The organism is Natronolimnohabitans sp. A-GB9 (assembly GCF_030848565.1).
GTDB lineage: Archaea > Halobacteriota > Halobacteria > Halobacteriales > Natrialbaceae > Natronolimnohabitans.
In genome coordinates this window covers 136,737-159,638 of record NZ_JAVDDV010000008.1, presented here as the reverse complement: position 1 = coordinate 159,638, position 22,902 = coordinate 136,737, and the positions used below count along the sequence as shown (strand labels likewise).

The 22,902-nt window shown below is 63.2% G+C and carries 18 protein-coding genes, 2 tRNA genes and 1 pseudogene; 12 read left to right on the top strand and 9 right to left on the bottom strand.

Features of this window, described 5'->3' with window-relative positions; all coding sequences use genetic code 11:
- The first annotated feature begins 50 nt into the window (after nucleotides 1-50).
- The 3 genes from RBH26_RS12805 (at nucleotide 51) to RBH26_RS12795 (ending at nucleotide 2,825) form a co-directional block, all read left to right on the top strand.
- On the top strand, nucleotides 51-827 hold the full coding sequence (locus RBH26_RS12805; protein ID WP_306758718.1) for a CAP domain-containing protein: 777 nt from the start codon (nucleotides 51-53) through the stop codon (nucleotides 825-827).
- A gap of 179 nt (nucleotides 828-1,006) precedes the next feature.
- The gene (locus RBH26_RS12800) at nucleotides 1,007-1,789 is read left to right on the top strand and encodes a YihY/virulence factor BrkB family protein (RefSeq protein ID WP_306758717.1); all 783 of its coding nucleotides are present in this window, start codon (nucleotides 1,007-1,009) and stop codon (nucleotides 1,787-1,789) included.
- 100 nt (nucleotides 1,790-1,889) lie between these two features.
- Nucleotides 1,890-2,825 (top strand): hypothetical protein, encoded by a 936-nt coding sequence (locus RBH26_RS12795; protein WP_306758716.1) that lies wholly within the window; start codon nucleotides 1,890-1,892, stop codon nucleotides 2,823-2,825.
- 218 nt (nucleotides 2,826-3,043) lie between these two features.
- On the opposite strand, the gene RBH26_RS12790 is transcribed toward RBH26_RS12795, so the two are convergent.
- Together RBH26_RS12790 and RBH26_RS12785 are read right to left on the bottom strand one after the other, a co-directional pair.
- A complete protein-coding gene (locus tag RBH26_RS12790) occupies nucleotides 3,044-3,952 on the bottom strand; it encodes an AEC family transporter (protein WP_306758715.1) in 909 nt (302 codons plus the stop codon).
- A gap of 431 nt (nucleotides 3,953-4,383) precedes the next feature.
- Nucleotides 4,384-4,458: transfer RNA gene (locus tag RBH26_RS12785), tRNA-Val, on the bottom strand.
- Nucleotides 4,459-4,648: 190 nt separating this feature from the next.
- Here RBH26_RS12785 and trpD point away from each other — a divergent pair.
- From trpD to trpG, 4 genes are read left to right on the top strand one after another with little or no spacing between them, the layout of a single operon-like run.
- A complete protein-coding gene (gene trpD / locus RBH26_RS12780) occupies nucleotides 4,649-5,665 on the top strand; it encodes an anthranilate phosphoribosyltransferase (protein ID WP_306758714.1) in 1,017 nt (338 codons plus the stop codon).
- Nucleotides 5,662-6,312: a phosphoribosylanthranilate isomerase gene (locus RBH26_RS12775; protein ID WP_306758713.1), complete on the top strand. Its 651-nt coding sequence runs from the start codon at nucleotides 5,662-5,664 to the stop codon at nucleotides 6,310-6,312. Before trpD ends, RBH26_RS12775 begins: the two co-directional genes overlap by 4 nt.
- Entirely contained in the window at nucleotides 6,309-8,030 is a 1,722-nt protein-coding gene (trpE, locus tag RBH26_RS12770) for an anthranilate synthase component I (protein ID WP_306758712.1), read from the top strand. The genes RBH26_RS12775 and trpE overlap by 4 nt, the downstream gene beginning before the upstream one ends.
- Complete coding sequence (gene trpG, locus RBH26_RS12765; RefSeq protein WP_306758711.1) at nucleotides 8,027-8,734, top strand: anthranilate synthase component II; 708 nt, start codon at nucleotides 8,027-8,029, stop codon at nucleotides 8,732-8,734. The genes trpE and trpG overlap by 4 nt, the downstream gene beginning before the upstream one ends.
- A 148-nt stretch (nucleotides 8,735-8,882) precedes the next feature.
- Here the strand turns inward: trpG and RBH26_RS12760 are convergent, their stop codons facing one another.
- On the bottom strand, nucleotides 8,883-9,071 hold the full coding sequence (locus tag RBH26_RS12760; RefSeq protein WP_306758710.1) for a hypothetical protein: 189 nt from the start codon (nucleotides 9,069-9,071) through the stop codon (nucleotides 8,883-8,885).
- A 445-nt stretch (nucleotides 9,072-9,516) separates the two neighbouring features.
- Here RBH26_RS12760 and RBH26_RS21350 point away from each other — a divergent pair.
- Together RBH26_RS21350 and RBH26_RS12740 are read left to right on the top strand one after the other, a co-directional pair.
- A pseudogene (locus tag RBH26_RS21350) lies at nucleotides 9,517-14,376 on the top strand (LAGLIDADG family homing endonuclease); the annotation flags it as partial.
- Between the two features lie 904 nt (nucleotides 14,377-15,280).
- Nucleotides 15,281-15,454, top strand: a complete 174-nt coding sequence (locus RBH26_RS12740; protein WP_306758709.1) for an HVO_2523 family zinc finger protein — start codon at nucleotides 15,281-15,283, stop codon at nucleotides 15,452-15,454.
- 38 nt (nucleotides 15,455-15,492) lie between these two features.
- On the opposite strand, the gene RBH26_RS12735 is transcribed toward RBH26_RS12740, so the two are convergent.
- Nucleotides 15,493-16,227 (bottom strand): VTT domain-containing protein, encoded by a 735-nt coding sequence (locus RBH26_RS12735; protein WP_306758708.1) that lies wholly within the window; start codon nucleotides 16,225-16,227, stop codon nucleotides 15,493-15,495.
- A gap of 93 nt (nucleotides 16,228-16,320) precedes the next feature.
- Here RBH26_RS12735 and RBH26_RS12730 point away from each other — a divergent pair, with 93 nt between their 5' ends.
- Nucleotides 16,321-16,719: a DUF5830 family protein gene (locus RBH26_RS12730; RefSeq protein ID WP_306758707.1), complete on the top strand. Its 399-nt coding sequence runs from the start codon at nucleotides 16,321-16,323 to the stop codon at nucleotides 16,717-16,719.
- 1 nt (nucleotide 16,720) lies between these two features.
- On the opposite strand, the gene RBH26_RS12725 is transcribed toward RBH26_RS12730, so the two are convergent.
- The gene (locus tag RBH26_RS12725) at nucleotides 16,721-18,043 is read right to left on the bottom strand and encodes a hypothetical protein (protein WP_306758706.1); all 1,323 of its coding nucleotides are present in this window, start codon (nucleotides 18,041-18,043) and stop codon (nucleotides 16,721-16,723) included.
- A gap of 103 nt (nucleotides 18,044-18,146) precedes the next feature.
- Between RBH26_RS12725 and RBH26_RS12720 the strand changes: the two genes are divergently transcribed.
- A tRNA-Met gene (locus RBH26_RS12720) sits at nucleotides 18,147-18,298 on the top strand.
- A 319-nt stretch (nucleotides 18,299-18,617) separates the two neighbouring features.
- Entirely contained in the window at nucleotides 18,618-18,908 is a 291-nt protein-coding gene (locus RBH26_RS12715; RefSeq protein ID WP_306758705.1) for a HalOD1 output domain-containing protein, read from the top strand.
- A gap of 367 nt (nucleotides 18,909-19,275) precedes the next feature.
- Here the strand turns inward: RBH26_RS12715 and RBH26_RS12710 are convergent, their stop codons facing one another.
- From RBH26_RS12710 to RBH26_RS12695, 4 genes are all read right to left on the bottom strand, one after another.
- Nucleotides 19,276-20,538, bottom strand: coding sequence for a divalent metal cation transporter (locus RBH26_RS12710; protein WP_306758704.1), 1,263 nt, complete (start codon nucleotides 20,536-20,538; stop codon nucleotides 19,276-19,278).
- 195 nt (nucleotides 20,539-20,733) lie between these two features.
- Nucleotides 20,734-21,033, bottom strand: a complete 300-nt coding sequence (locus RBH26_RS12705; protein WP_306758703.1) for a HalOD1 output domain-containing protein — start codon at nucleotides 21,031-21,033, stop codon at nucleotides 20,734-20,736.
- A 181-nt stretch (nucleotides 21,034-21,214) separates the two neighbouring features.
- Nucleotides 21,215-21,544, bottom strand: coding sequence for a cupin domain-containing protein (locus tag RBH26_RS12700; protein ID WP_306758702.1), 330 nt, complete (start codon nucleotides 21,542-21,544; stop codon nucleotides 21,215-21,217).
- Between the two features lie 145 nt (nucleotides 21,545-21,689).
- Complete coding sequence (locus RBH26_RS12695; protein ID WP_306758701.1) at nucleotides 21,690-22,769, bottom strand: site-specific DNA-methyltransferase; 1,080 nt, start codon at nucleotides 22,767-22,769, stop codon at nucleotides 21,690-21,692.
- Nucleotides 22,770-22,902: the final 133 nt, after the last annotated feature.

The window sequence follows — 22,902 nt, the reverse complement described above, 5'->3', positions numbered from 1 at the left end:
GCTGCAAGAGACCGCGAGCGTCTTATCTCGCTTCCGTGATGTGCCGGATAATGCGAGACCGGCGTCCCGGTGCCGAGACACGTGACGAGACGAGCGAGCGAGCCGTTGTGCGGTCGGTTCTCCGACTGTTGGTCGCCGTCGCCCTGATCGGCGCGCTCGCGTTCGGAACCGCGATGGTCGCGCCGTCCGTTCTCGACGACCTCGGTATCGACAGCAACGACTTCGAGGTGCCAAACGGCGTCGACGTCGAATCCGATCCCACGCCGAGTTCCGATCCCCCGCCGGCCGGTGAGCGCGAGCCCGACGTAACCGATCCGGACGATCCCGGCACGTCGAGTTACGAAACCGACGTCGAGACCGTCGACTCCGAGACCGTCGAGGACTTCGTCCACGCCGAGGTCAACGACCGCCGTGCCGAACACGGCCTCGAACCCCTCGAGTGGGACGGAACGGTCGCCTCCGTCTCACGGGCCCACAGCGACGACATGGCCCAGCGGGAGTACTTCGACCACGTCACCCCCGAGGGCGAGGCACCGATGGATCGGTTCCAGGACGTCGACAACTACTGTCGCGGCTACGGCGAGAACATCGCGCTGACGTACATCGACCGTCCCGTTCAGGACTCCGCGAGCGACGACACCATCCACTACCGGACTGCCGAAGGACTCGCCGAGGGTCTCGTCGATCAGTGGATGAACTCCACCGACCACCGGCAGGCGATCCTCGAGGAAGGCGACACGCCCGACTGGGACCGCGGCGGCGTCGGCGTCTACCTCACCGACGACGGCGAGGTCTATGCCTCGCATAACTTCTGTCTCGAGTGGTGAGACCGACACCGCCTCGAGCCGTGAGACAGCGAGACGGCACCCGTCCGCCGTGACGACCGAATCGAACGACATGCCTTGAGTCGCAATCGGCGACTCGTCTCGACGACGTCGAACCCACCACTGAGTCGGACACTGTCTATGACTGACAACGCTTTAGGGGTGGCCCTCGTGTCGCCGGTATGGACGTCCGTGAGACGCTGCTGTCGATCTATCGAACGGCGAGCGATCGCGACGTCTCCTTTCTCGCGGCGGCGGTCGCCTACTACGCGTTCGTCTCGGTGATTCCGCTGGTGTTGCTCGCGCTCGTCGTCGGCTCGCTGGTCGACGGTGAGGCGGCCGCCGAACGGCTGGTGTTGGTCGCTGGCGATCTCCTCCCGGAGGCCGGCGAGGATCTCGTCGCCGAGGCGCTGACGACCGAAGCCGGCCGGGCACAGGCGACCGTCGTCGCCATCGGCGTCGCCACCTGGGGTGCGCTGAAGGTCTTTCGTGGACTCAGTCTCGCCTTCGACAAGGTCTACGACGAGGTCGTCGAGACGTCGCTGCTCGAGCAGTTAGTCGACGGTATCGTCGTGATTATTGCGGGCACGGGCGCGATGGCGCTGATGGTCGTGGTCGGGACGATACTCGGATTCGCTGCCGACGTCGTCCCGTTTGCCGGCCTGCTGAGCTGGGTGACGCTGCTGATCGGACTGGTTTTCGTCTTCCTGCCGATCTACTACGTGTTGCCGCCGATTCCGGTGACGATACCCGAGGTACTTCCCGGTGCCGTCTTCGCCGCCGTTGGCTGGACGATCCTCCAGATCGGCTTCCAGTTCTACGCGGCCAACGCCGGACAGTATCAGGCCTACGGTGCCGTCGGCGCCGTCTTGCTGTTTGTCACCTGGCTCTACTTCGCCGGGCTGCTCGTCCTCTTCGGCGCGGTGCTCAACGTCGTGCTCGCAGACCAGCCGCTGGCCGAATGATAGACCATCGGGACGAGGGACCGCACGAGTCGACGCTTCCGACGCCGTTGGCCGGTTCCATGGGGAAATATTATGGTCTCTGCACGGCCAGCCCTGCACAATGAGTGACGAGTCTTCGAACCGGACTACGGCGACCGATTCAGCGTCTACAGAAAGCGAATCGGCCGACGGGGACGCCGACTCGAGCGGGGGGCTCGAGCCGGGTGGTGGCCCACAACGCGTCGTCTCCGAGCAGAGCGTCGACGATATCCTCGACTCGCTCAACGAGACGAAATCGGCGAGTGCGAACGATCCGACCGAACGCGAGACCGGAACGACCACTGCCGCAACGAGCGACGCGGAGACGAATCCGACGACGACGGATGCAGACGAACCAACGTCTGAAGCCGACCACGACCCTGACACCGACCCCGACGGCGACGTCACGACCGCGTTCGACGAGGACGAGATTCCGACGACCGACGAGCGCGCGACCGATGGAGACGACGCGGGCGACGACGAGGACGTAACAGCGATCGGTTCAGACAGCACTGGTACTGCTACTGGCACCGACTCCGAACCCGGTTCGAACGACGACTCGAGTAGCGTCTCGGCGCCCGAGTCAGACGACGGACCAGCGCCGTCGCTCGAGTCGGACGCCGACTCCGCGTCGTCGATCGACGCGGCCGCGTCCTCGCTTCCTGACGACGTCGACGACGACACCTCACTCGAGGAACTCGCCGCCCGTATCGAGGACGGGACTGTCACCGGTGCGGACGTTCGGGCCGCCGAAGCGGGCGCGGATCGCGAATCGACGCCTGCCGTGGACGAGATCGACCTCTCGATGGACGACCTCGAATCGACGGAGACGGTAAGCGACGCTGGACGGTCCGAAGACGAACGCAGCGGGGCCGCAGGCGTCGGCGACGACGCCGGCCCGCTTGCGGGGGCAGTCGAACACGACGACGCCGAGGGCGAGGACTCGAGCGACGAGGAGGACGAAGAGGACGACTCCCCAGGCATACTCGGTCGGATCAAACGCTTCTTCGGCGGCTAACCCCTCGAAGCCGCAGTTCTCGACTCGGCGAGTTCGTATACGAGACGAACCTGTTCATACTGCCGGACAGCAGTCACTGATACGGACTACTGTACGTCGGTACCGGCGCAACCGCGACTCGGACTGCGGTTGCGCCGGTAAATCGGTACAGCAATCCGTATGAAGCGTATTCGCCAGACGGGAGCGGCGACTGCGCACACTCGTTCTGTCCGACAGTATCAGCCGACCAGCGTAATCAAAACGAACAGCGTCACGATCGAAATGAGCGTCGTCGCGAAGACGTTCAGCGAGGCGAACTCCTCGTCGCCACCGAGTTCGGCCGCGAAGACGTACGTCGAGACGGCCGTCGGCGTTCCCAGCATGACGACCGCCGCGGTAAACGTCGCCGCGTCGACGGACAGCGTCGAGAAGACGAGCCACGCGAGCGCGGGCATACAGACGATTTTCAGTGCGATAACCGATCCAGTCGCACCGAAGTCGATCGATGGGAGATCGATCTCGAGGGATGCACCGACACAGAGGAGGGCAAGCGGGAGCGCAAGCGAGCCGACGACGTCGAGCCCGGACGCGACGGTTCCAGGAACTGCAACGCCGAGCGAGCCGAACGAAAGCCCGACGATCAGCGACGCCAACACGGGGTTTTTCGCCAGTCCGCGCAGTTCGTCGCCCAGGGCTGCGTCGGCGCCGTTGAGCGTCGAGAGCACCAGGATCGACAGTGGCAACTGCGTCAGCGTGACGACGCCGAGGACGACGCTCGCGATCGCCGTGACCTCTCCACTGAACGTCGCCGCGACCAGCGGCAGGCCGAGATAGCCCAGATTCGAGTGATACGACTGGACGACGGCCACGCTCCGGCGCCCGACTGACTCCCGCCTGCGATGGACGAGCCAGGCCATTCCCGCCGTCGTGAACAGGACGAACAGCAGTCCCCCAAGCAGCGTCACCGACAGCAATCCACCGATCGCCTGATCGTAGGTCGAGACGAAGATCAGTGCCGGGAGCGCCACGAAGTAGGCGACCGCGTTCAACCGCGCCGTTCGGCCGGCGTCGAGGAGTCCCGACGCTCGCAGCCCTGTCCCCGCCAGCAGGACCACGAGCAATGCCACCAGCCGACCCAGAACTTCCATAGGGGTCTCGAGTCGATTCGGATGCTTTTACCGTTCGGTTGACATCGACAATGGGAACGAGTGACAGTAACGGGATCGATCTCTCCAGTGTGTCCCACCTACACCGCGTTCGATATGAAATATCCGTTGAGAGCGATCTATAGTAGCCACTGCAAGTCATTGCACACCTGATCGCCAGACGGATCGGCGATCAGTGTGTAAACCGTTGCAGTTGTTACTATAGAAGACCGTCGTGACAAACCGCGTCCTCGAGATCGTCGTCGTTGTCTCGGAAGAAGTGGTGTGGGGCAGATTTGAACCATGCCGAGACGTTCCGGGTCGCTCACTTCGTTCGCTTCCCGGGCGTGCGACTCGTCTGATTCAAACCCACCCGTAACAATTTCTGACGGACGCACTCCTCACTGCGTTCGTCGTGTTGTGTTCGTCAGAAATGGGTTGGGGCAGATTTGAACTGCCGGCCTCCTCCATGTCAAGGAGGTGTCATAACCAGACTAGACCACCAACCCGCCTGGCTTTGCGTTCGTTCGTCGTGGCGTCCGTCGCCACCTCGCCTGCACTCAATCGTTGCCGCCGGTGGTAATTGAAGCTTTCGAATCAAACTCCGTGCGGTACGTCACAACACGAAATCCTCCGACACGTTTATGTGGATGTACTCATTTGAGCATTACAAGACAACTACGTACATTGGTGTTCACTATGCAGGAGTACGTCGAACGGGTCACGGACGGGGAGGATCTCACGCAAGACGACGCTCGAGCGGCCTCGACGGCTGTCTTCGAGGAGGCGACGGAGGCACAGATCGGTGCGTTGCTGGCGGCGCTGCGCGCGAAAGGAGAGACAGAAGCCGAGATCGCGGGCTTCGCCGAAGGGATGCGCAACGTGGCTCGGACGATCTCGCCCGACCGGGAGCCACTGGTCGACATCGTCGGCACGGGTGGGGACGACTACGACACGATCAACGTCTCGACGACGAGTTCGATGGTCGCCGCCGGTGCCGGCGTCCCGATCGCCAAACACGGCAACTACTCGGTCTCGTCTTCGTCGGGGAGTGCAGACGTCTTAGAAGAGATCGGCGTTCACATCGAAGCCGAGCCGCCGGCCGTCGAGGAGTCGATCGAGCACAATGGTATCGGCTTCATGCTCGCGACCGTGTTCCATCCCGCGATGAAAGCCGTCATCGGTCCGCGAAAGGAACTCGGGATGCGGACGATCTTCAACATTCTCGGCCCGCTGACCAACCCCGCCGGCGCGGACGGGCAGATCGTCGGCGTCTACGACCCCGACCTCGTTCCCGTCCTCGCGGACGCGCTCGCGCGGATGGACGTCGAGCGCGCACTCGTCGTTCACGGCGCCGGCACCGACGAGATTGCCGTCCACGGCGAGACCGTCGTCGCGGAAGTCGACGGCTCGGACGTCGAGGAGTACACCCTCGAGCCGGCCGATCTCGGTCTCGAGGAGTACACGATCGGCGACATCGCCGGTGGCTCGCCGGAGGAAAACGCCGCGGACATGCGCGGGATCGTCGAGGGCGACGTTACGGGCGCGAAACGTGACGTCATCCTCGCGAACGCGGGCGCCGCAGTCTACGTCGCCGGCGAGGTCGACTCCCTCGAGGCCGGCGCCGACGCTGCTCGCGAGGCGATCGAGTCCGGTGCGGCGGCGACGAAACTCGACCGCCTCCGCAGCGAGGTCGCCGAGCCAGAAGGACGATGACACGGGTCAAGATCTGTGGGTTGACGACCGTCGACGACCTCGAGACAGCCGTCGAGGCGGGCGCCGACGCCCTCGGAATCATCTGTGACGTCTCGGTCGACACGCCCCGGGAAGTAACAGTCGAACGCGCGCGCGAACTCGCGGCGGCCACACCGCCGTTCGTGACGACGGTCCTCGTGACGATGGGCGACGACCTCGAGCGAGCCGGCGAGCTGGCCGAGACAGTCGGTCCCGACGCGGTCCAGTTGCACACCGACGCCGAACCGAGCGATCTCGCGTCGCTTCGCTCGGAGATCGATCCACAGCTCCTGCTTGCGATCGGCGCCGACGGCGTGGCTCGGGCCGATCGCTACGACGACGCCGTCGACGCCCTGTTGGTCGATACGCCAACCGAGGACGGCGGTGGCGGCACCGGTGAGACCCACGACTGGGAGCGGACGCGTTCGGTCGTCGCCGACCTCGAGTCGCCGGTCGTCCTCGCCGGCGGACTCACGCCGGACAACGTCGCGGACGCGGTTCGGACGGTCGAGCCGTTCGCAGTCGACGTCGCCAGCGGCGTCGAGGCATCCGGCGGCGTCAAAGACCCCGAAGCCGTCCGCTCGTTCGTCGACCACGCGAAGACCGCCACCCGAACGGTTCAACCATGACTGACACATCGACCGATTCCGACGCTGGGCCGACGTTCGACATCGACCGCGAAACCTTCCGCGAGCACGCAAACGGCCGAGACGAGCAGCCAGTCGTCGTCCGCGCCGTCGCGACGCTCGACGTCGAGACCACGCCGCTTGCGGCCTACGCCGCACTCACCGGCCGCTCGTCCTCGAGCGATCACGATCGCTCGCCGTACGCCTTCCTCCTGGAGAGTGCCGAGAAGACTGCCTCGAGCGACCCAGACGGTGCCTTCCGTCCGAGCGCTGCGGGAGCGGATCGTCACGCACGATACTCCTACGTCGGATACGACCCCGAGGCCGTCGTGACCGTCGAGCCCGAGGGGACGACCGTCGACGCGCTGACCGACGACGCCCCGCTCGAGTCGATCGAGACGGCCGAAGACGGCGATACCGTCGACGCGTTGCGTGCGGCGATGCCGGACGTCCACTTCGCGAACCCGCCCGAACACGACCGCCAGCACCTGACCGGCGGACTGGTCGGCTTCCTCGCCTACGACGCGGTCTACGACCTCTGGCTCGAGGAGGTCGGCCTCGAGCGGCCAGACTCGCGGTTCCCGGACGCTCAGTTTGTCCTGACGACGACGACGCTTTCATTCGACGAGCGCGACGGCACGGTCTCGCTGGACTGTACGCCGGTCCTCGAGGCCGACGACGACCCCGACGCGGTCTACGACGACTTGCTCGCGGAGGTCGCTACGGTCGCGGAGACCCTCCGCGAGGCCGACACACCCGAGACCGGCGGCTTCGTCCGAGAGGGAGAGGTCGCCGGTCCCAAAGCCGAGTACGAGGAGAGCGTTCGCCGGGCCAAAGAGCACGTCTTAGACGGCGATATCTACCAGGGCGTCATCTCGCGGACCCGCGAACTGTACGGCGACGTCGATCCGATCGGCTTCTACGAGGCGATGCGCGAGATCAACCCCTCGCCGTACATGTACCTGCTCGAGCACGACGACCTGACCGTCGTCGGCGCGAGTCCCGAGACGCTTGTCTCCGTCCGTGGACGCGAGATCATGTCGAATCCGATCGCCGGCACCTGTGATCGGGGGACGAGTCCCGTCGAGGATCGTCGACTCGCCGGGGAGATGCTGGCCGACGAGAAAGAACGGGCAGAACACACGATGCTGGTCGACCTGGCGCGAAACGACGTCCGCCGGGTCGCCGAGGCCGGTTCGGTCCGCGTCGAGGAGTTCATGAACGTACTCAAGTACAGCCACGTCCAGCACATCGAGTCGACGGTGACCGGCGAGCTCGCCAGCGATTCCGACGTTGCCGAACCACGTTCGGCAAGCCGGGAGACGGAGTCTCCCGACGCCTTCGACGCCACGCGAGCTGCCTTCCCCGCGGGCACACTATCGGGCGCGCCGAAGATCCGTGCGATGGAGATCATCGACGATCTAGAGCGCGAACCGCGGGGCCTCTACGGCGGCGGCGTCGGCTACTACTCGTGGTGTGGCGACGCCGACTTCGCGATCGTGATTCGAACGGCGACGGTCGAGGACGAAGGCGATCGTGATCGAATCACGGTCCGTGCCGGCGCCGGCCTCGTCGCCGACAGCGATCCGACCGCCGAGTACGAGGAGACCGAGAAGAAGATGGGCGGCGTTCTCGCGGCCATCGAGGAGATCGAAGAGCCCGCGGACGCCGAGACCGAACCGAACGCCGACCTCGAGTCGGCGACGGAGGTACACCGATGAGTTCGATCGAGACGTCCGTCGATGCGGAGACGGACGAGAACGCGGGATCGGAGTCGGACACCGACCCGCTGACGGTCCTGTTCGTCGACAACTACGACTCCTTTACGTACAACCTCGTCGAGTACGTCAGCCAGCAAGCGGGGACGGAGACAGAGATCCTGAAAAACACCGCCTCGCTCGAGGACGTCCGCGCGGTCGATCCCGACGCGATCATCATCAGTCCGGGACCGGGCCACCCGAAAAACGACCGCGACGTCGGCGTCACGATGGACGTCCTCCGTGAAGTCAGCCCGGAGATCCCAACACTTGGCGTCTGTCTCGGCCTCGAGGCTGCCGTCTACGAGTACGGCGGCAGCGTCGGCCGCGCGCCGGAGCCGATCCACGGCAAGGCCTCCGCCGTCGACCACGACGGCGAGGGCGTCTTCACCGGACTGCCACAGGGCTTTCGCGCCGGCCGCTATCACTCCCTGGTCGCGACGGAGATTCCGGACTGTTTCGACGTGACGGCGACGGCCGACCACGACAGCATCGCCCGAAACGCTGCCGGCCCTACGGGCGACCCACAGAACGGGGACACGCTCGTGATGGGGGTCCGCCACCGCGACTACCCCATCGAGGCCGTCCAGTTCCACCCCGAGAGCGTCCTCACCGCAGTTGGCCACGACGTCATCGAGAACTTCCTCGAGACGGTCGCCGACAACTGAGCGGGATACTCGAAGGGCACTCTCGAACTCGTCCTCGAGACGAACCGAGTCGACTCCCAGCGACCGGCGCGGTCACAGTACCGACTCGATCGGCAAACGAGAGTCGAATATCGGAAAAACTGACGTCGATGCGATCGACCGCAGACGTTCAGAAGAACGGCAGGAACGACAGATCGGTGACACCGGCCGTGTAGAGTCCCGCGAGGACGACGGCGGCGACGATTCCGATGCGAACGGCCAACTTGATCGCGATCTTGATCGCGACGTAGGCCACTGCGAACGCGGCCAGTCCCGCCAACACGAGCAGGACGGTCGAGGAAGTCAACGGATCGAGCATACGTTACATCCTGTACTACAGTGACGTAATCCTTCTGGATAGTATGACAAAGACGGAATCGTGACTGCCGATTCCTGTTACCAGTACACAAGACGACCGATTGGCTGTCGAAACTGTCGATCGACAGGACAGCGCTCGAAGCACCTCGTTGGACTACTGTCAGCGCAGACTGAAAAGTCAGGGTGCTCTGAAAATCGTTAAGACCGTCGGCGTCGTAGTGTCTGATAGCCGCGATCACGGCCGTCTCGGCCGTCGTGATCGAATCCGAAACGATAGGATACCAGAGACATCTCTACAAGCACAGTTTCGTTAGTACAACGAAAGTAGGACAGCTTTATGAGGAATGCATGACTACCGAACCTTCGTCACGAATGATGCGACTCAGGACCCATCCCCACGCCAGAATCGACGCCCGGAAACGGGATAGCCACGAGGTGGCCCGCGCATGAGCGGGTCGGACCTCTCCGCGGAAGAGCTCACCCTCCCGATCAAGCGCACCGACGGCGACACGCTCGAGGAGCGATTGACCGGCAACGCGTATCACAACATTCTGCCGGCGCGCTATCTGCGCAAAGACGCCGACGGCGAACTCGTCGAGACCCAGGAAGATCTCTTCGATCGCGTCGGGAAGAATATCGCGCTCGCCGAAGCGGTCTACGAGGCCGAAAAACACGACATCGAGATCACGGTCACGCCCGACCAGCTCAAACCTGACCACCCGCGCCGAGACGAGCTCGCCGAAGAAGTCTTTGGCGCTGGTACCACTGCAGAAGACGACGCGGAGACGACCCTCTCTGTCTACAACGTCAACAAGTTCGCCTACGACACCGTCGTCCCCGAACTCCCCGACGACATCCGCGACCACGTCGAGTCGGTTGCCGACGAGTTCCAGGAGATGATGGCAAACCTCGACTTCATGCCGAACTCGCCGACCCTGATGAACGCCGGCGACGAACTCCAGCAGCTCTCGGCGTGTTTCGTCGACTCTCCCGCGGACGACATCGACGACATCCACCAGACCGCCAAGGAGGCCGCACAGGTCTTCCAGTGTCTCACCGAGGAGTCGACGGTGATGGTCGAAGAAAAAGGGATCGTCAGCGTTGCGGACGTAGAGGTCGGAGATCGCATCGCACAGCGGACTGACTCGGGATTCCAGTACAAGCCTGTCGAGGAGACGCATACGTACGATAACGCGGAGACGCTTACGGTTTCGCTCGCAAACGGGCTTTCCGTCCGCGGAACGCCGAACCATCGTCTCATGGTCGACGGCGAATGGACGCGACTCGACAAAATCAAGGCCGGCCAGGAGATTCACTACGCGTTAGGCTGGCTTCGAGAGGCGGACCGTGAGGTCCCAGAACTTACGTCGGTAGCGAGCGGCGCTCAGTGGAGCGAGAACAGAACCGTCGAGAATGCGGAGATTCTCGAGTTGCACCGGGAAGGACTCAGCGATTACGAGATTGCGGAGCGACTCGACTGCGGGAAGTCCACAGTACAGCGCCGCCGGAGCAACGAACTGGATCTCCCGCCGAACGGGAACGGCGGCCGGAAACCCGGTTCCACGTCGTTCGACGAGTCGACAGCCCACGAACTGTATCAGGATGGACACACCGATGCGGAGATCGCCGACGAGCTGGGCATCCACCAGGCAACCGTCGGACAGTTCCGTGCCCGCGAGGATCTCACCCCGAACGGGACACCGGTCAAAACGGTTCAACAGCCGGAGTCACTGAACGAGGAGCTTGCAGAACTCGTCGGACTTTGGCTCGGTGACGGCTCGTGGCATCAAGACGGCATCCGGTTCCACGTCGGGCGCGAGAGCATCGCCGAGTATATCGACCAGCTCTCTCGGCAACTGTTCGGTACGACGGCGTCGATCTCCTTCGCGGACGGCTGCTACGAAGTCGGTATCAACAGCCACGAGATCAAGCGCTGGTGGGAAGCGAACTTCGACTGCAAGGCCGACGGTGCCCAGTCCGCTCGGGTCCCGCAGGTCGTCAAGCGAGCACCGGCCAGCGTCGTCGAAGCGTTCCTTCGAGGGTACTTTACCGCGGATGGAACGTTGCTCGACGACACGTATCCGAAGCTGTACAGTGCATCCGAACGGGCGATCGACGACGTCGCGACCCTGATGATGGGCCTGGGCTATCCGGTCAAAAAGTCCGTCATCCGCGACGAAGACGCCCATCCGTACTACGGCCTCGTTCCGACGACCGGCGAGGGACGGAAAGCGTTCCTCCGCGAGGTCGGTTTCATCGACGAACGACGCGAGATCGGTCTCTCGAACATCGACTCCGTGTCAGCCCGTGACTCTCACGTGATCGGTGAGGAGTACACCGTCGAGGTCGACTCCGTGAGCCAATCCGAGCCCGCGACCGTCTACGACATCACCGTCGCGGACAACCACGAATACGTGACCGACGGGATCGTCTCGCACAACAGCGGCGGCGGCATGGGCTATGCGTTCTGGCGCCTGCGCCCCTACGGCGACGCGGTCGGCTCGACCGGCGGCATCGCCAGCGGTCCGATCACGTTCATGCGCACGTACGACCAGATGTGCGAGACGATCGCCCAGGGCGGCGCCCGACGGGGCGCACAGATGGGCGTCATGCGTGTCTCCCATCCGGACGTCATCCAGTTCATCCACGCCAAGAACAAGGACGTCTCGCTGGCCGAGACGCTTCGGCTGAACGACCCCGACGACTACACGCACACGTCCTTCCAGGAGGCCCTCGAGGAGGCTCGTGAACTCATCGACGACGAGGGCCGGGTCCCCAAACACCTCCGGAACGCCGTCGAGGGCCATCTCTCGAACTTCAACATCTCCGTTGGCATCACGGACGACTTCATGGAGGCCGTCCAGAACGACGAGGAGTTTACGTTCACCAACCCGCGAACGGGCGAGCCCCATATCGCGACCGAAGAGACGAAGGAACTCTACGAGATGTTCGGCCTCGGCGAGTACGTCGAGGTCGGCGAGGAGCTGTCGATTCCCGCAGACGAGCTCTGGGACGACATCGTCGAGGGCGCCCACGAGAACGGCGAACCCGGCGTCATCTACCTCGAGCGCGTCAACAAGGAACACTCCTTCGACGTCGAGAAACACCCCGACCACCGCATCCTCGCGACGAATCCGTGTGTCACCGGAGACACACTCATTAGCACGGAACGCGGTCTTGTCCCTGCAGAAGAGCTGTACGAGCAGGGGGTCGCGACTGATGTCGTCGTCGACGGCCGACTCAGTGAGGACTCCATTAAAGAGGCCAGTAGCGTCTACAAAACCGGCGAGAAAGACGTCTACAAGCTAACTACCGAGGAAGGGTACAAACTTCGACTCACTGCAGACCACCGTGTCATGACTGACGACGGATGGGTCGAAGCGCAGAACCTCGATGCAGGAGATACAGTCCACATCCAGAACCGAAAAGGTAGATTCGGTCAGCACGGTACTGCCGAGGAAGGTCGCACGCTCGGCTGGCTCGTCGGGGACGGCCATCTCAAACACGGCGAAGAACGTGCCGTTCTGAACTTCTACGACGAAGACGCCGAAATCTCCGAATCGCTGGCTGAAGACGTTAACGAGGTCGTTCGCGAGCCACTCGGTAACGCAAACTACGGCATCGGGGTCAACGAAATAACTCGTGACGCCGGATACCGCGGTGCGAAGGCGATCGAACAGCGTATTCGATCTGCTCGCCTCTACGAGTACGCCGAGGAAGTCGGTCTCACCGAGGACAAACTGCAGGTCCCTGATACCGTAATGCGCGGCAGCGAGGAGATGGCACGCGGCTTCCTCCAGTCGCTGTTTACCGCAGACGGTTGCGTTCAGGGGAACGTCGAAAAGGGCGTCTCGGTCCGCTTGTGGAGTTCTGACGCGGGTCTGCTCGGTGACGTCCAGCAACTCCTCCTCAACTTCGGAATCGCCAGCAAAATCTACGAGAACCGTAAGGAAGCAGGTACTCGAGAGCTGTCCGACGGGAGCGGCGGAACGAAAGAGTACGAGACGAAGGATCAACACGAACTCGTCATCGTCAAAGACAACCTTGAGCGATTCGCCGACGAAATCGGCTTCCTGCTCGACTACAAGTCCGAAGCGCTCGAACAGCGGCTCTCGGAGTACGACCGTGGACCGTACAGCGAACGGTTCGAAGCTACCGTTGAAGCCGTCGAACACGACGGTCACGAAGCGGTCTATGACCTGACTGAACCGGAGACCCACTCGTTCGTCGCTAACGGCCTTGTAGTCCATAATTGTGGGGAACAGCCACTTGAAGAATACGAGGCCTGTAACCTCGGCCACATCAACCTCTCGACGCTCGCCGACCTCGAGGCGCCCGACTGGCGCGTCTGGTACGACGAGCACGGCGACGAGTACGAGGACCTCGAGGACGCCGTCGACGCCTTCCTCGAGGACGCCGTCGACTTCGAGGAGTTCGACCACCGTATCGAGATGGGGACCCGGTTCCTCGAGAACGTCGTCACGATGAGCGACTTCCCGGTCGACAAGATCGAACAGAAGGTCCGGGAGATGCGCAAGATCGGGCTGGGTATCATGGGGCTTGCCCAGCTGTACATCCAGCTCGGCATGGAGTACGGCAGCGAGGCCTCCAACGAGGTCGCACGCCAGCTGATGACCCACATCAACCACACCTCGAAGTGGACCTCCCACGAGCTCGCCGAAGAGCGGGGGAGCTTCGAGGAGTGGGACAAATCCAAGTACGCGAACCCGACCGAGTACCGCGAGTGGTTCGAACACCAGACCGGCCTCGACGCCGACGAGTGGGCCGATGGGTTCCCGATCCGGAACCACAACACGACGACCATCGCGCCCACGGGCACCACGAGCATGGTCGGCAACACCACCGGCGGCTGTGAACCGATCTACAACGTCGCCTACTACAAGAACGTCTCCGACGACGTCCAGGGCGACGAGATGTTAGTCGAGTTCGACGACTACTTCCTCCGTGTACTGGAGGACAACGACATCGACGTCGAGGCGGTCAAAGAGGAGGCCCAAGAGCAGATGGCGACCAACCAGTTCAACGGTGTCGAGGGACTCTCGACGGTGCCCGACGCCATCGGCGAACTGTTCGTCACGACCGGCGACCTCTCGGCGAAAGAACACGCCGGCGTACAGGTCGCCTGCCAGGAGGGCGTCGACTCCGCGATCTCGAAGACCGTCAACGCGCCCAACGACTCGACGGTCGAAGACGCCAAGGACGTCTTCGAGTACATCTACGAACACGGCGGCAAAGGCGTCACCTACTACCGCGATGGCACCCGCTCGAAGCAGGTGCTGACCACCCGCGCGGACAACGCCGAATTCGCCGACGAGACCGAAGCCGCAGAAGCACTCGTCGAACAGATCGACGAGATCTTCGGCGGTCTCGAGGCGTTCTTAGAGAGTGAGGACGTCCAGTCGATCCTCGATGAGGAAGACGACCTCGACGCGCTGGTGGCCGACGAGGACGAACGCGATTCCGTCCAGGTCAACTTCACCGAGAAACGCGACCGGCCCGACGCTCTCCAGGGCGTCAGCCAGCGCATCGACACCGGCTACGGCAAGGTCTACGTGACGATCAACGAAGACCCCGAGACCGGTCAGCCGTTCGAGCTGTTCGCGAACATCGGCCACTCCGGCGGCTTCACTAACTCCTTTACCGAGGCGCTGGCGAAGGTCATCTCGACCTCGCTGCGCTCGGGTGTCGATCCCGATGAGATCGTCGACGAACTCTGTGGGACGCGGAGTCCGAAGGTCGCCTGGGACAAAGGCGAGCAGATCCAGTCCATCCCTGACGCCATCGGTACCGCGATGCGTCGCTACCTCGAGGGCGAGATCGACAAGCCGTACCCGACCCAACAGACCCTAGAGGAGTCGGCCGAGGCGGGTATCGAAGCCGAGTACGACGGTCCACAGACCGACGGTGGCGCGGCCGCAAAGGGCAGCGACGACGCGACACAGGACCTCATCGACGCCGGTGAATCGCCGGAGTGTCCCGAGTGTGGGTCGCTGTCGCTGTACTACTCCGAAGGCTGCAAGACCTGCGAATCCTGTGGCTGGAGCGAGTGCTGACGGCACACAGCTAAGATAGCCACACCCGTTTCGTTTTTCGTCACCGGGACCCGAACCGTCTACCGACCTGGCTTCCGAATCCGTCGTCCGGGCCGTACAACCAACACTTAGCACGTTGTAGGCGGTAGCGGACAGTATGGCTGCAGACCAAACGGACGGAATCGACACAGACACCGCGGACGTAGTCCGTTCCGACTCGAGCGGTGCACCGACCTGTCCTCACTGTGGAGAACCGCTGTACAAACGCCACTGCAAGTACGTCTGTCCACAACACGGTCCCATTATCGATTGTAGCGACCCCTTCCGATAGGCAGCGTCCGCTCGAGGGCGATCAGAGCAGGGCAGCGATCAACTGTCCGCCGGCCGGCTCGCGTTTTGCGTTCCGCGCCGCGTTCGCAGGGCCCGGTAGGCAGGCCCTGCAAGCAAGACGGCGGCGGCGACGAGACACGCAAGCGTCACTGCAACGCTGAGTTCGCCCAGCCCGTCCGTCCGGATCGTCGCTGCCGAGGCACCGACGACGACCGCGGCGACGGTCCAGGGGAGTTCACCGATCACCGTCCCGACCACGAGCTGGCGCAGCCGGACACCGCTGATCGCTGCTGCACACGTCGCAACGTCGGAGGGGATCGGCGCCAGCCGCGAGGCGACGACACCCCGGATCGGCCCCGCCGTCTCGTAATACCGGTCGACGACGTGCACTGCTCGCTCGAGGACCGACTCGATCGACCCGACTGGTGACGAGTCGGCTCGCCCGCTCGGGTCGGTCGCGTCACCGGCGAGCCAGCGGGCGACGAGAAAGGGTGGAACGACGGTCACTGCGACTCCGAGCAACGCGATCGGGACTCCGAGTCCGACGCCGTAGCCGTAGCCGACCACGACCGCGAGCGGCGTCGTCGGCAATGCGACCAGCGGACGACCGAGGTAGAGTCCGACGACGACGAGCCCGAACAGATACGGATCGGTCGCTACTGACTCGAGGGAGCCAAGCAGTGCGGACGGCGAGACGAGAGCGGCGACAGCGAGGATCGCGCCGATCACGGCGGCGCCGATCAGCCCACGGGTCCGCACCGACGGGGGTGACATCGCTCGGAGTTTTTCCCCGAGCGTTGAAACTTTTGTGTCTCGAGACGGTTCGGGACGGAACGTTTATTCACCCAGAACGGACACCACACACCGATGGACAGCCACGACGAGCGACCCGAGACGGCCGTCGACGCCGCCGACGATCGCGTCGCGCTCGGTTTGGCGTTGCTCGAACGCCTCGAACACGAGTCACTCGAACTCCCGGCAGTCGTCGATCGGATCGAGACGGTGACGAGTGATCCGACGGTAACGCGGACGATCCTCGACGAGGCGGAACTGCGAGGAATCATCGAGCGCGAGGACGGCATCATTCGCCCGAAGAGCCGGCAGTACGTCAGCTTCGAACAGGACGTAATCACGAAAGAGGGGGAGTTCTCCTGTCGACGCTGTGGCTCGAGTCTCTCGACTGGCTACTTCATAAAACTCGACGCCGGCGAACTGGGGCCGTTCGGTTCCTCGTGTATTCGGAAGGTAACGGGACGGGAACAGTAGCTTAGCGTTCTGTCCGGAGTTCGGCGATCAACTGCTCGATCGTCTCTTGTTGGCGTTCGATGACCTCGGTCTGGCGGTCGACGGCCGCCTCCAGCGCCTCGATTCGCTCGAGGAGAGCCGCCTGGTCGACTGCCGGCTCCGGGTCAGAGTGGGGATGGACTGTGTCGGCCGAATCGGTGGTCTCAGTTCTGACGGCGGCGTCGGTATCGCCGTCGTCGGTATCGCCGTCGTCGGTGGACGACTCGAGCGTCGCTGTTCCGTCTCGATTCTCGCCAGCGGACGCGGCGGTCGTCGGCTCACTTCGCGACGCCTCCGGCTGTGATTGGTTCGCCGTCGACGCCGACGATCGAGCGTCGGCGGCGTGCTGTGTCGACTGTGGATCGGTCCGTTGTGTCGACTGTGGATCGGTCTGTTGTGTCGACTGCGTATCGACCTGCTGTTGTTGGTGTTGGGGCTGGCGATGTTGTGCTCCGGTATCGCGTGCCGTCTGTTCGGTGTCCGTTTCTCCGGTCGCCGCCACGTCGGTCGCAAGCGGGTCACTCGAGGCCGTTCCCGCTACGTCGTTCGACTCGGAGACATCGGCGGTCGGCTCGTCGAGATCCCGATCGTCCGGCTCGGGTGGGTCGGCGTCGAGAGGGTCGACGCCGCCGCCAAAGTCGACCGATGCACGGCCCGGTTGTGTATCGTCGCTTTCGGTCTCGTTTAATTCTTCGAGGGCGGTGACGTCGTGGTACTCGAAAAGCGCGCGTTTGAGCCGTTCGCGGAGTTCGGTTGCCGCCTCGTTCGGTGCCTTGATCCGTTGTGGGCGGCCGTCGACCGTGAGCACGATCTGGGTGGCAACGCTCCCGTCCTCGAACTCGATGTTCGTCACGTCTTCGAAGTGGTACTCCTCGTAGTCATCGTCCCAGACCGCCGCGCCGATGTGTTTGACCAGCCGGTCGCTCGTGACGATGAGCGTGAGTTCGCTGAACCGGTAGGTCTGGGCGACCGTCTCGCCGGGATCCGTGATACCGTTGCCATTTAATACGCCAGCCAGTACCGGATGTAAGGCCGCGTCGATCTTGCTCGCGGGGATCGTAAACTCCTTTCTCCCCTCGAGTGGGTACTCGAGCGTGACTGTCGTCTTGCGCCGCCCTTCCGAGAGCGTCACCCGTTCGGCGTCGTGGGGATATTCGTCGACAGACTCGTCGCTTAAGAGACCGTCGGACCGATAGACGAGCGTGCTCGAGGAGGTAACGAAGAGTTCGTCGTCGCCGCCGAGTGCGACTCGAGCCGCGATATCGTCGCCATCGAGAGTAGAGTGAACGATTCCAGGAACGCTCATGCGCGGGTAGTTAGGAAGGCCATATGATAAATCCGTGGGTCGGGATTGCACGCTCGGACGGAATGAGAAGCTTAAAGAAAGGCTGGCGACAATCGGAGAGTGAGCCCGGGTGGCTTAGCTGGACATAGCGCCGCACTCATAGGGTTCAGAGATTCGGTGCGGTACGCCTTGGAAGCCTCCGTGTCCCCCACGAGGACCGCCGAGCCTCGGACCTGGGACATGCGGAGATCGAGGGTTCGGAGCCCTCCCCGGGCACTGGCTTTCTACGCGATGTCACGAACGTAGTGAGTGGCGAGTCCGTAAGTCATACTGTCGGACAGCAGTGTATGAACGCAGCAGTTCGTGGTCGGTCACTGTACTCTCGAGGGTTGCGTAACTGTACGACAGAGCGTCGGACGTCGGTTCGAAACTCGCCTCGAACGCTGTAACACGTCGATACCGAACGTCTCCTTCCGATCGTCCCGTCGCTCGAGTGTCGTCTCCCCTGTGTCGGTGTCGACGATATCGTCACGGTCGAGTTGACAACCTTCGAACCGTCACTAGCTTTATATTCCATGCATCGACTCATCATAATATGGGAACGGGGGTTTCACCGAGCCTCGGTATCGTTACACGGATCGCATCGAGCGAGGGCGTCTCGCCGACGGATCTCGAGCCACCGTTACACGACGTCGTCGACACGGACGCGCTCGACCGGCTAGTCGCAGCCAGCCACGAGCAGTCGACCGGCGCCGACACGGCAGTCAAGTTCACCTATCATGGCTACCACGTTCACGTCGATGGAACGGGTACGATCGACGTCACCGCGACGGACGAACTCCCTGGCGCGGAGCCGGAATCGACGGAGGGACCACACGGCGACTGATACTTCCGGACAAAACGATGCACACACCGATCGCACTCGAGACGCTGTCGCGGAACGCGACAGGCGTCGAGGCGCGATCGGGTGTGTACTGACTGTTGTCCGGTAGTATGAATAGTGTGACACGGTCCGCCGTCATCACCTCCCACCGATCGCCGACCGCCGCTCCGCGCTGGCGATCGGCAGGACGTCGGTACAGCAACCGGATGAGACGGATCGCTGTGACCGTTCCTCGAGGGTCTCGACCGTTTCGAAAACGACGATAGCTGCTCGTATGCGTCCGCGGTCTGTCGCATCGACTCTCGAGGTATCGATTCGAGACCCGAACCGTCGAACGTCATTCGAGTGAGCGAACGGAGACGACGGCGGACTAGAACCCGCCGCCCAGGAGCAACTCGAGGAAGTCCTGCATCGACGTAATCGCGAGGATGACCGCCAGGATCACGAGCAAAGCGTTGACGGCGTTGATCGCCCGCCCGTTGCGGTGTTTGCCCATCGTCTCACGGTCGTTGACGGCCCAGAACAAAAGCGCCGCTGTCAGCGGCAGGGCGAAGATCCCGTTGTACATCGGGAACAAGATCACCATGTCGACGACCGACAGATCGAGAACGGCGCTGACGACCGGCGACAGGACGCCGACGCCAGTGAGGCCGGCGAAGATGAGTTTGAAGAGCCGGTCGCTTTTCCCGACGTCGACTCCGGCCGCCTGTGGAATGATGTAGGCCGGCGCCCACATGATCGGGATGATGCTGTTGAACGCCGCGGCCGTGACACCGCCGACGAACAACACCATCGCCCAGGTTCCAAACACCTCGACGAGGGCCTCACCCGGCGTAAGAAACGACTCGAGTTCGGTAAACCCCATCGGACGGAGCACCGCTGCAGAGACGATCAGGATCGCGATAGTCGCGATCCCGCCGACGGCATACCCCATCGCGAGGTCCCGACGGGCGTCGGCGACGTCTGCTTTCTCCGTCCAGCCTTTCTTTTCGACGAGGATCGACTCGAGGAAGAAGTTCGGCCAGAGGGCAGTCGTCCCGAGCAGGCCGGCGGCCATGACGAGTGCGCCGACCGAATCCATGGTCGGGACGAATCCGAGCGCCAGTTCGGTCGGCTCGGCACCGCTGGGGATGGCCACAGCGACGTAGACGACCAACAGCGCAAGCATCATCGCGATCATCAGGTTCTCGACCTTGCCGTAGTTGAGGAGGCCAACGGCGATGGCACCCACCGTCGCGAGGACCGCGATCGGCTGCCAGGCGACGACGCCGCCGGTCAGAAAGGAGACGCCGGCGCCGACCGCCGCGGCGAGGCCGAGCGTCCAGGCGATACAGCCGATCGAGAGGAACAACGCGATCGGGACGGCGATCGATCTGCCGAGTTTCTCCCGGACGAAGATCATCAGCGGCGTGCCGTGGATTCCCAGCCGGGCGCTCATATCCTGTGCCATAAAGCCAAGCAGTGCTGCGCCCGTGGCCGCCCACAGCAGGGTGTAGCCGTGTAAGACGCCGGCCTGGCTGGCGATAAACACCGATCCAGAACCGAAGTAACTGGCGACCATCACGAACGCGAGGCCATACTTGTGAGCGAAATCGAGTACGGTATCGTCGACCGATTTACGAATCGTACTCATCGATGATTGATCACGAATAGGTGTGAGCAGCCAGATTCGAATACCGGTTGAGCCCGCTATTGCAAGCTACCTTGTAGATCGAACAACTCAGGTCGAGATATCGGAGCGCCTAAGCTGCTGTTCGACATCTCGAGGACGCTCGATCGGAGAAGCCGTCGACCGCAAAAGCGCCTGTCGCAGTCCCGAATTCGTCGATTACGCCGGTTCGACGCGAATCTCGCCGTCAGCGGAGACGGTTACTAGACAGTCGTTGTACTCGAACGTTACCGTTCCCCCGGAACGGTCCCCTGCCGCACGCGATTCGAACAGCCGCTCGAGTGCATCGGTGTTGATCGTGTAGTGAAGCGGCTCCAGATCGGTCACACGCTCGTCGGTGACCGCGGCGACCGTATCGACGATAGCGACGCTCAGCGGTTCGGTATCGTCTTTCTCGTACTGTACGACGTACTGTTCACTCGTTCGTTCGGACGGTGATCGTGAAGTCATCTCAGTCATCGGTTTTGCACACCCCCAATGCCGTCTCTTGGAAGACAGACGACCTTCACCGGTCACCATAAAGAGTCTAGTCGTTATCTGTATAGCGACTCGCTGAGAAGGGGTTATCTATATAGCCATACCGAGCTATCGAGCGCGTTAGTCTACAAACGTGCGGAGTCGACGACCCGGTTCCTGCCCGCTATGAGGGAAGCGGGCAGAGACTCGCCGTGAACACGACCGTCTCGTCGGTCTCGTTTCGCGCTCCGTGGACGGCACCCGGCTCGTGGTGGACAACGCCGGGTGCGTCGATCGTTTCGCTGTCTTCGTCTCGGACGACAGTGACGGTTCCCTCGAGAACGTGAAAGACGTTCGTGCTCCCGGGGTGGTCGTGGGGCTCGAGTTCGGCGTCCGGGCCGAGCGCGAAGGCCTTGACGAGGACGTCGTCGGAGACGACCAGTTCCGCTGTTTCGACCTCGCCCTCGGTCGGCTCGAGGTCGGCGATCGCGTCGCTGTATTCGTCGAGAGACATGGCCGACGGTTGGACGCGTCGACCTATAAATCCCGAGACTGAAACCGACGTCGGCCGCTGTGGGCCCATACGGACTGCTGTCCCAATCTCCCGCCGATCGCGATCCCGTGTGGCGATCGGCAGTCAGTGACGACAGGCGACCGTATCACTCGAGTGACAGCGGCGTGTGATCGGCGCGGTAGCCACACTCAGTGTCCTCGGTCGCGTCGGTGGCGTCGACACCGAACGCGTCGACGTTCGTGACCTCGCGCAGTCGGATGTCTCGTTCCATCTTCGTCACGACCGGAGTCTCGTAGTGGGTCGCCCGGTAGTCGAAGTCGTTGCCCTCCTCGCGGCGGCGCGTGACGAACTCGCGGTGGCGCTCGAGCCGTGTCCGGCCGACCGACCGCGACAGCGCCGGCACGTCGGCGACGCGGTCGTCGAACATCTCCAGAAACGAACTCTCGAGCTCCGACCCGACGGAGTTTCGACCGGCACACATCGCCGCGAGCGTCGTCGTTCCAGTTCCCCAGAAGGGGTCGAGGACGGTGTCGCCGTACGCGGAATACATACAGATCAACCGGTAGGGAATCTCGAGTGGGTAGGCAGCCGACCGATCGCGGAGATCGGCACCCTCGAGGGCCTGCAGTTCGCCCTGGACGTCGGTCCAGACGTCCGAGAACCAGCGGTTGCGCTCCTCCCAGAAGTAGGCGGCCTCGTAGCGCCGATCGGCGCCCGGCTCGAACGAGCGGCTCTCGCCGCCCTTTCGGAAGACCAGTACGTACTCGTGCTCTAAGGTGACGTAGGCGTTCGGCGGGATCATCCCGCTACCCATGAACTTCGCGGCGCTGTTGGCCGGTTTGCGCCAGAGGATATCGGGCAGGGGATCGAAGCCCCGCGACTCGAAGGCCTCGAGGATGCGAGCGTGGTTGGCGTACACTCGGAAGCTGTCGTCGACCGATCGGGTCGCGTCGCCGATATTGATACAGGCGATGCCGCCGTCGACCAGCACCCGCTCGAGTTCGTCCCAGACGCGATCCAGCTGGGCGTGCATCGCTTCGAACGCCGCGCGACCGTCGCCGGCCTCGAGTGCATCCCCGATCGCGGGATCGAGTCGAGTGAAAAGGTCGTCCCACATTTCGATCATGGGATACGGCGGGGATGTCACGACGAGTTCGACGGACGCGTCGTCGACTCCCGAGAGCTCCCGGGAGTCGCCGACGAAGACGCGGTGGGTCGTCTCCATTATTGCCTTGACGTGTCGGCGTCGACCCCTTAGCTTCTTCGTCGGAGACGAGACGAACGGAGAACGGATCGCAGACGAGTCGTCGTCCAAGCGGTTCGGTTTCGAAAGCAACGCCTCGAGATCGCCACAGCAG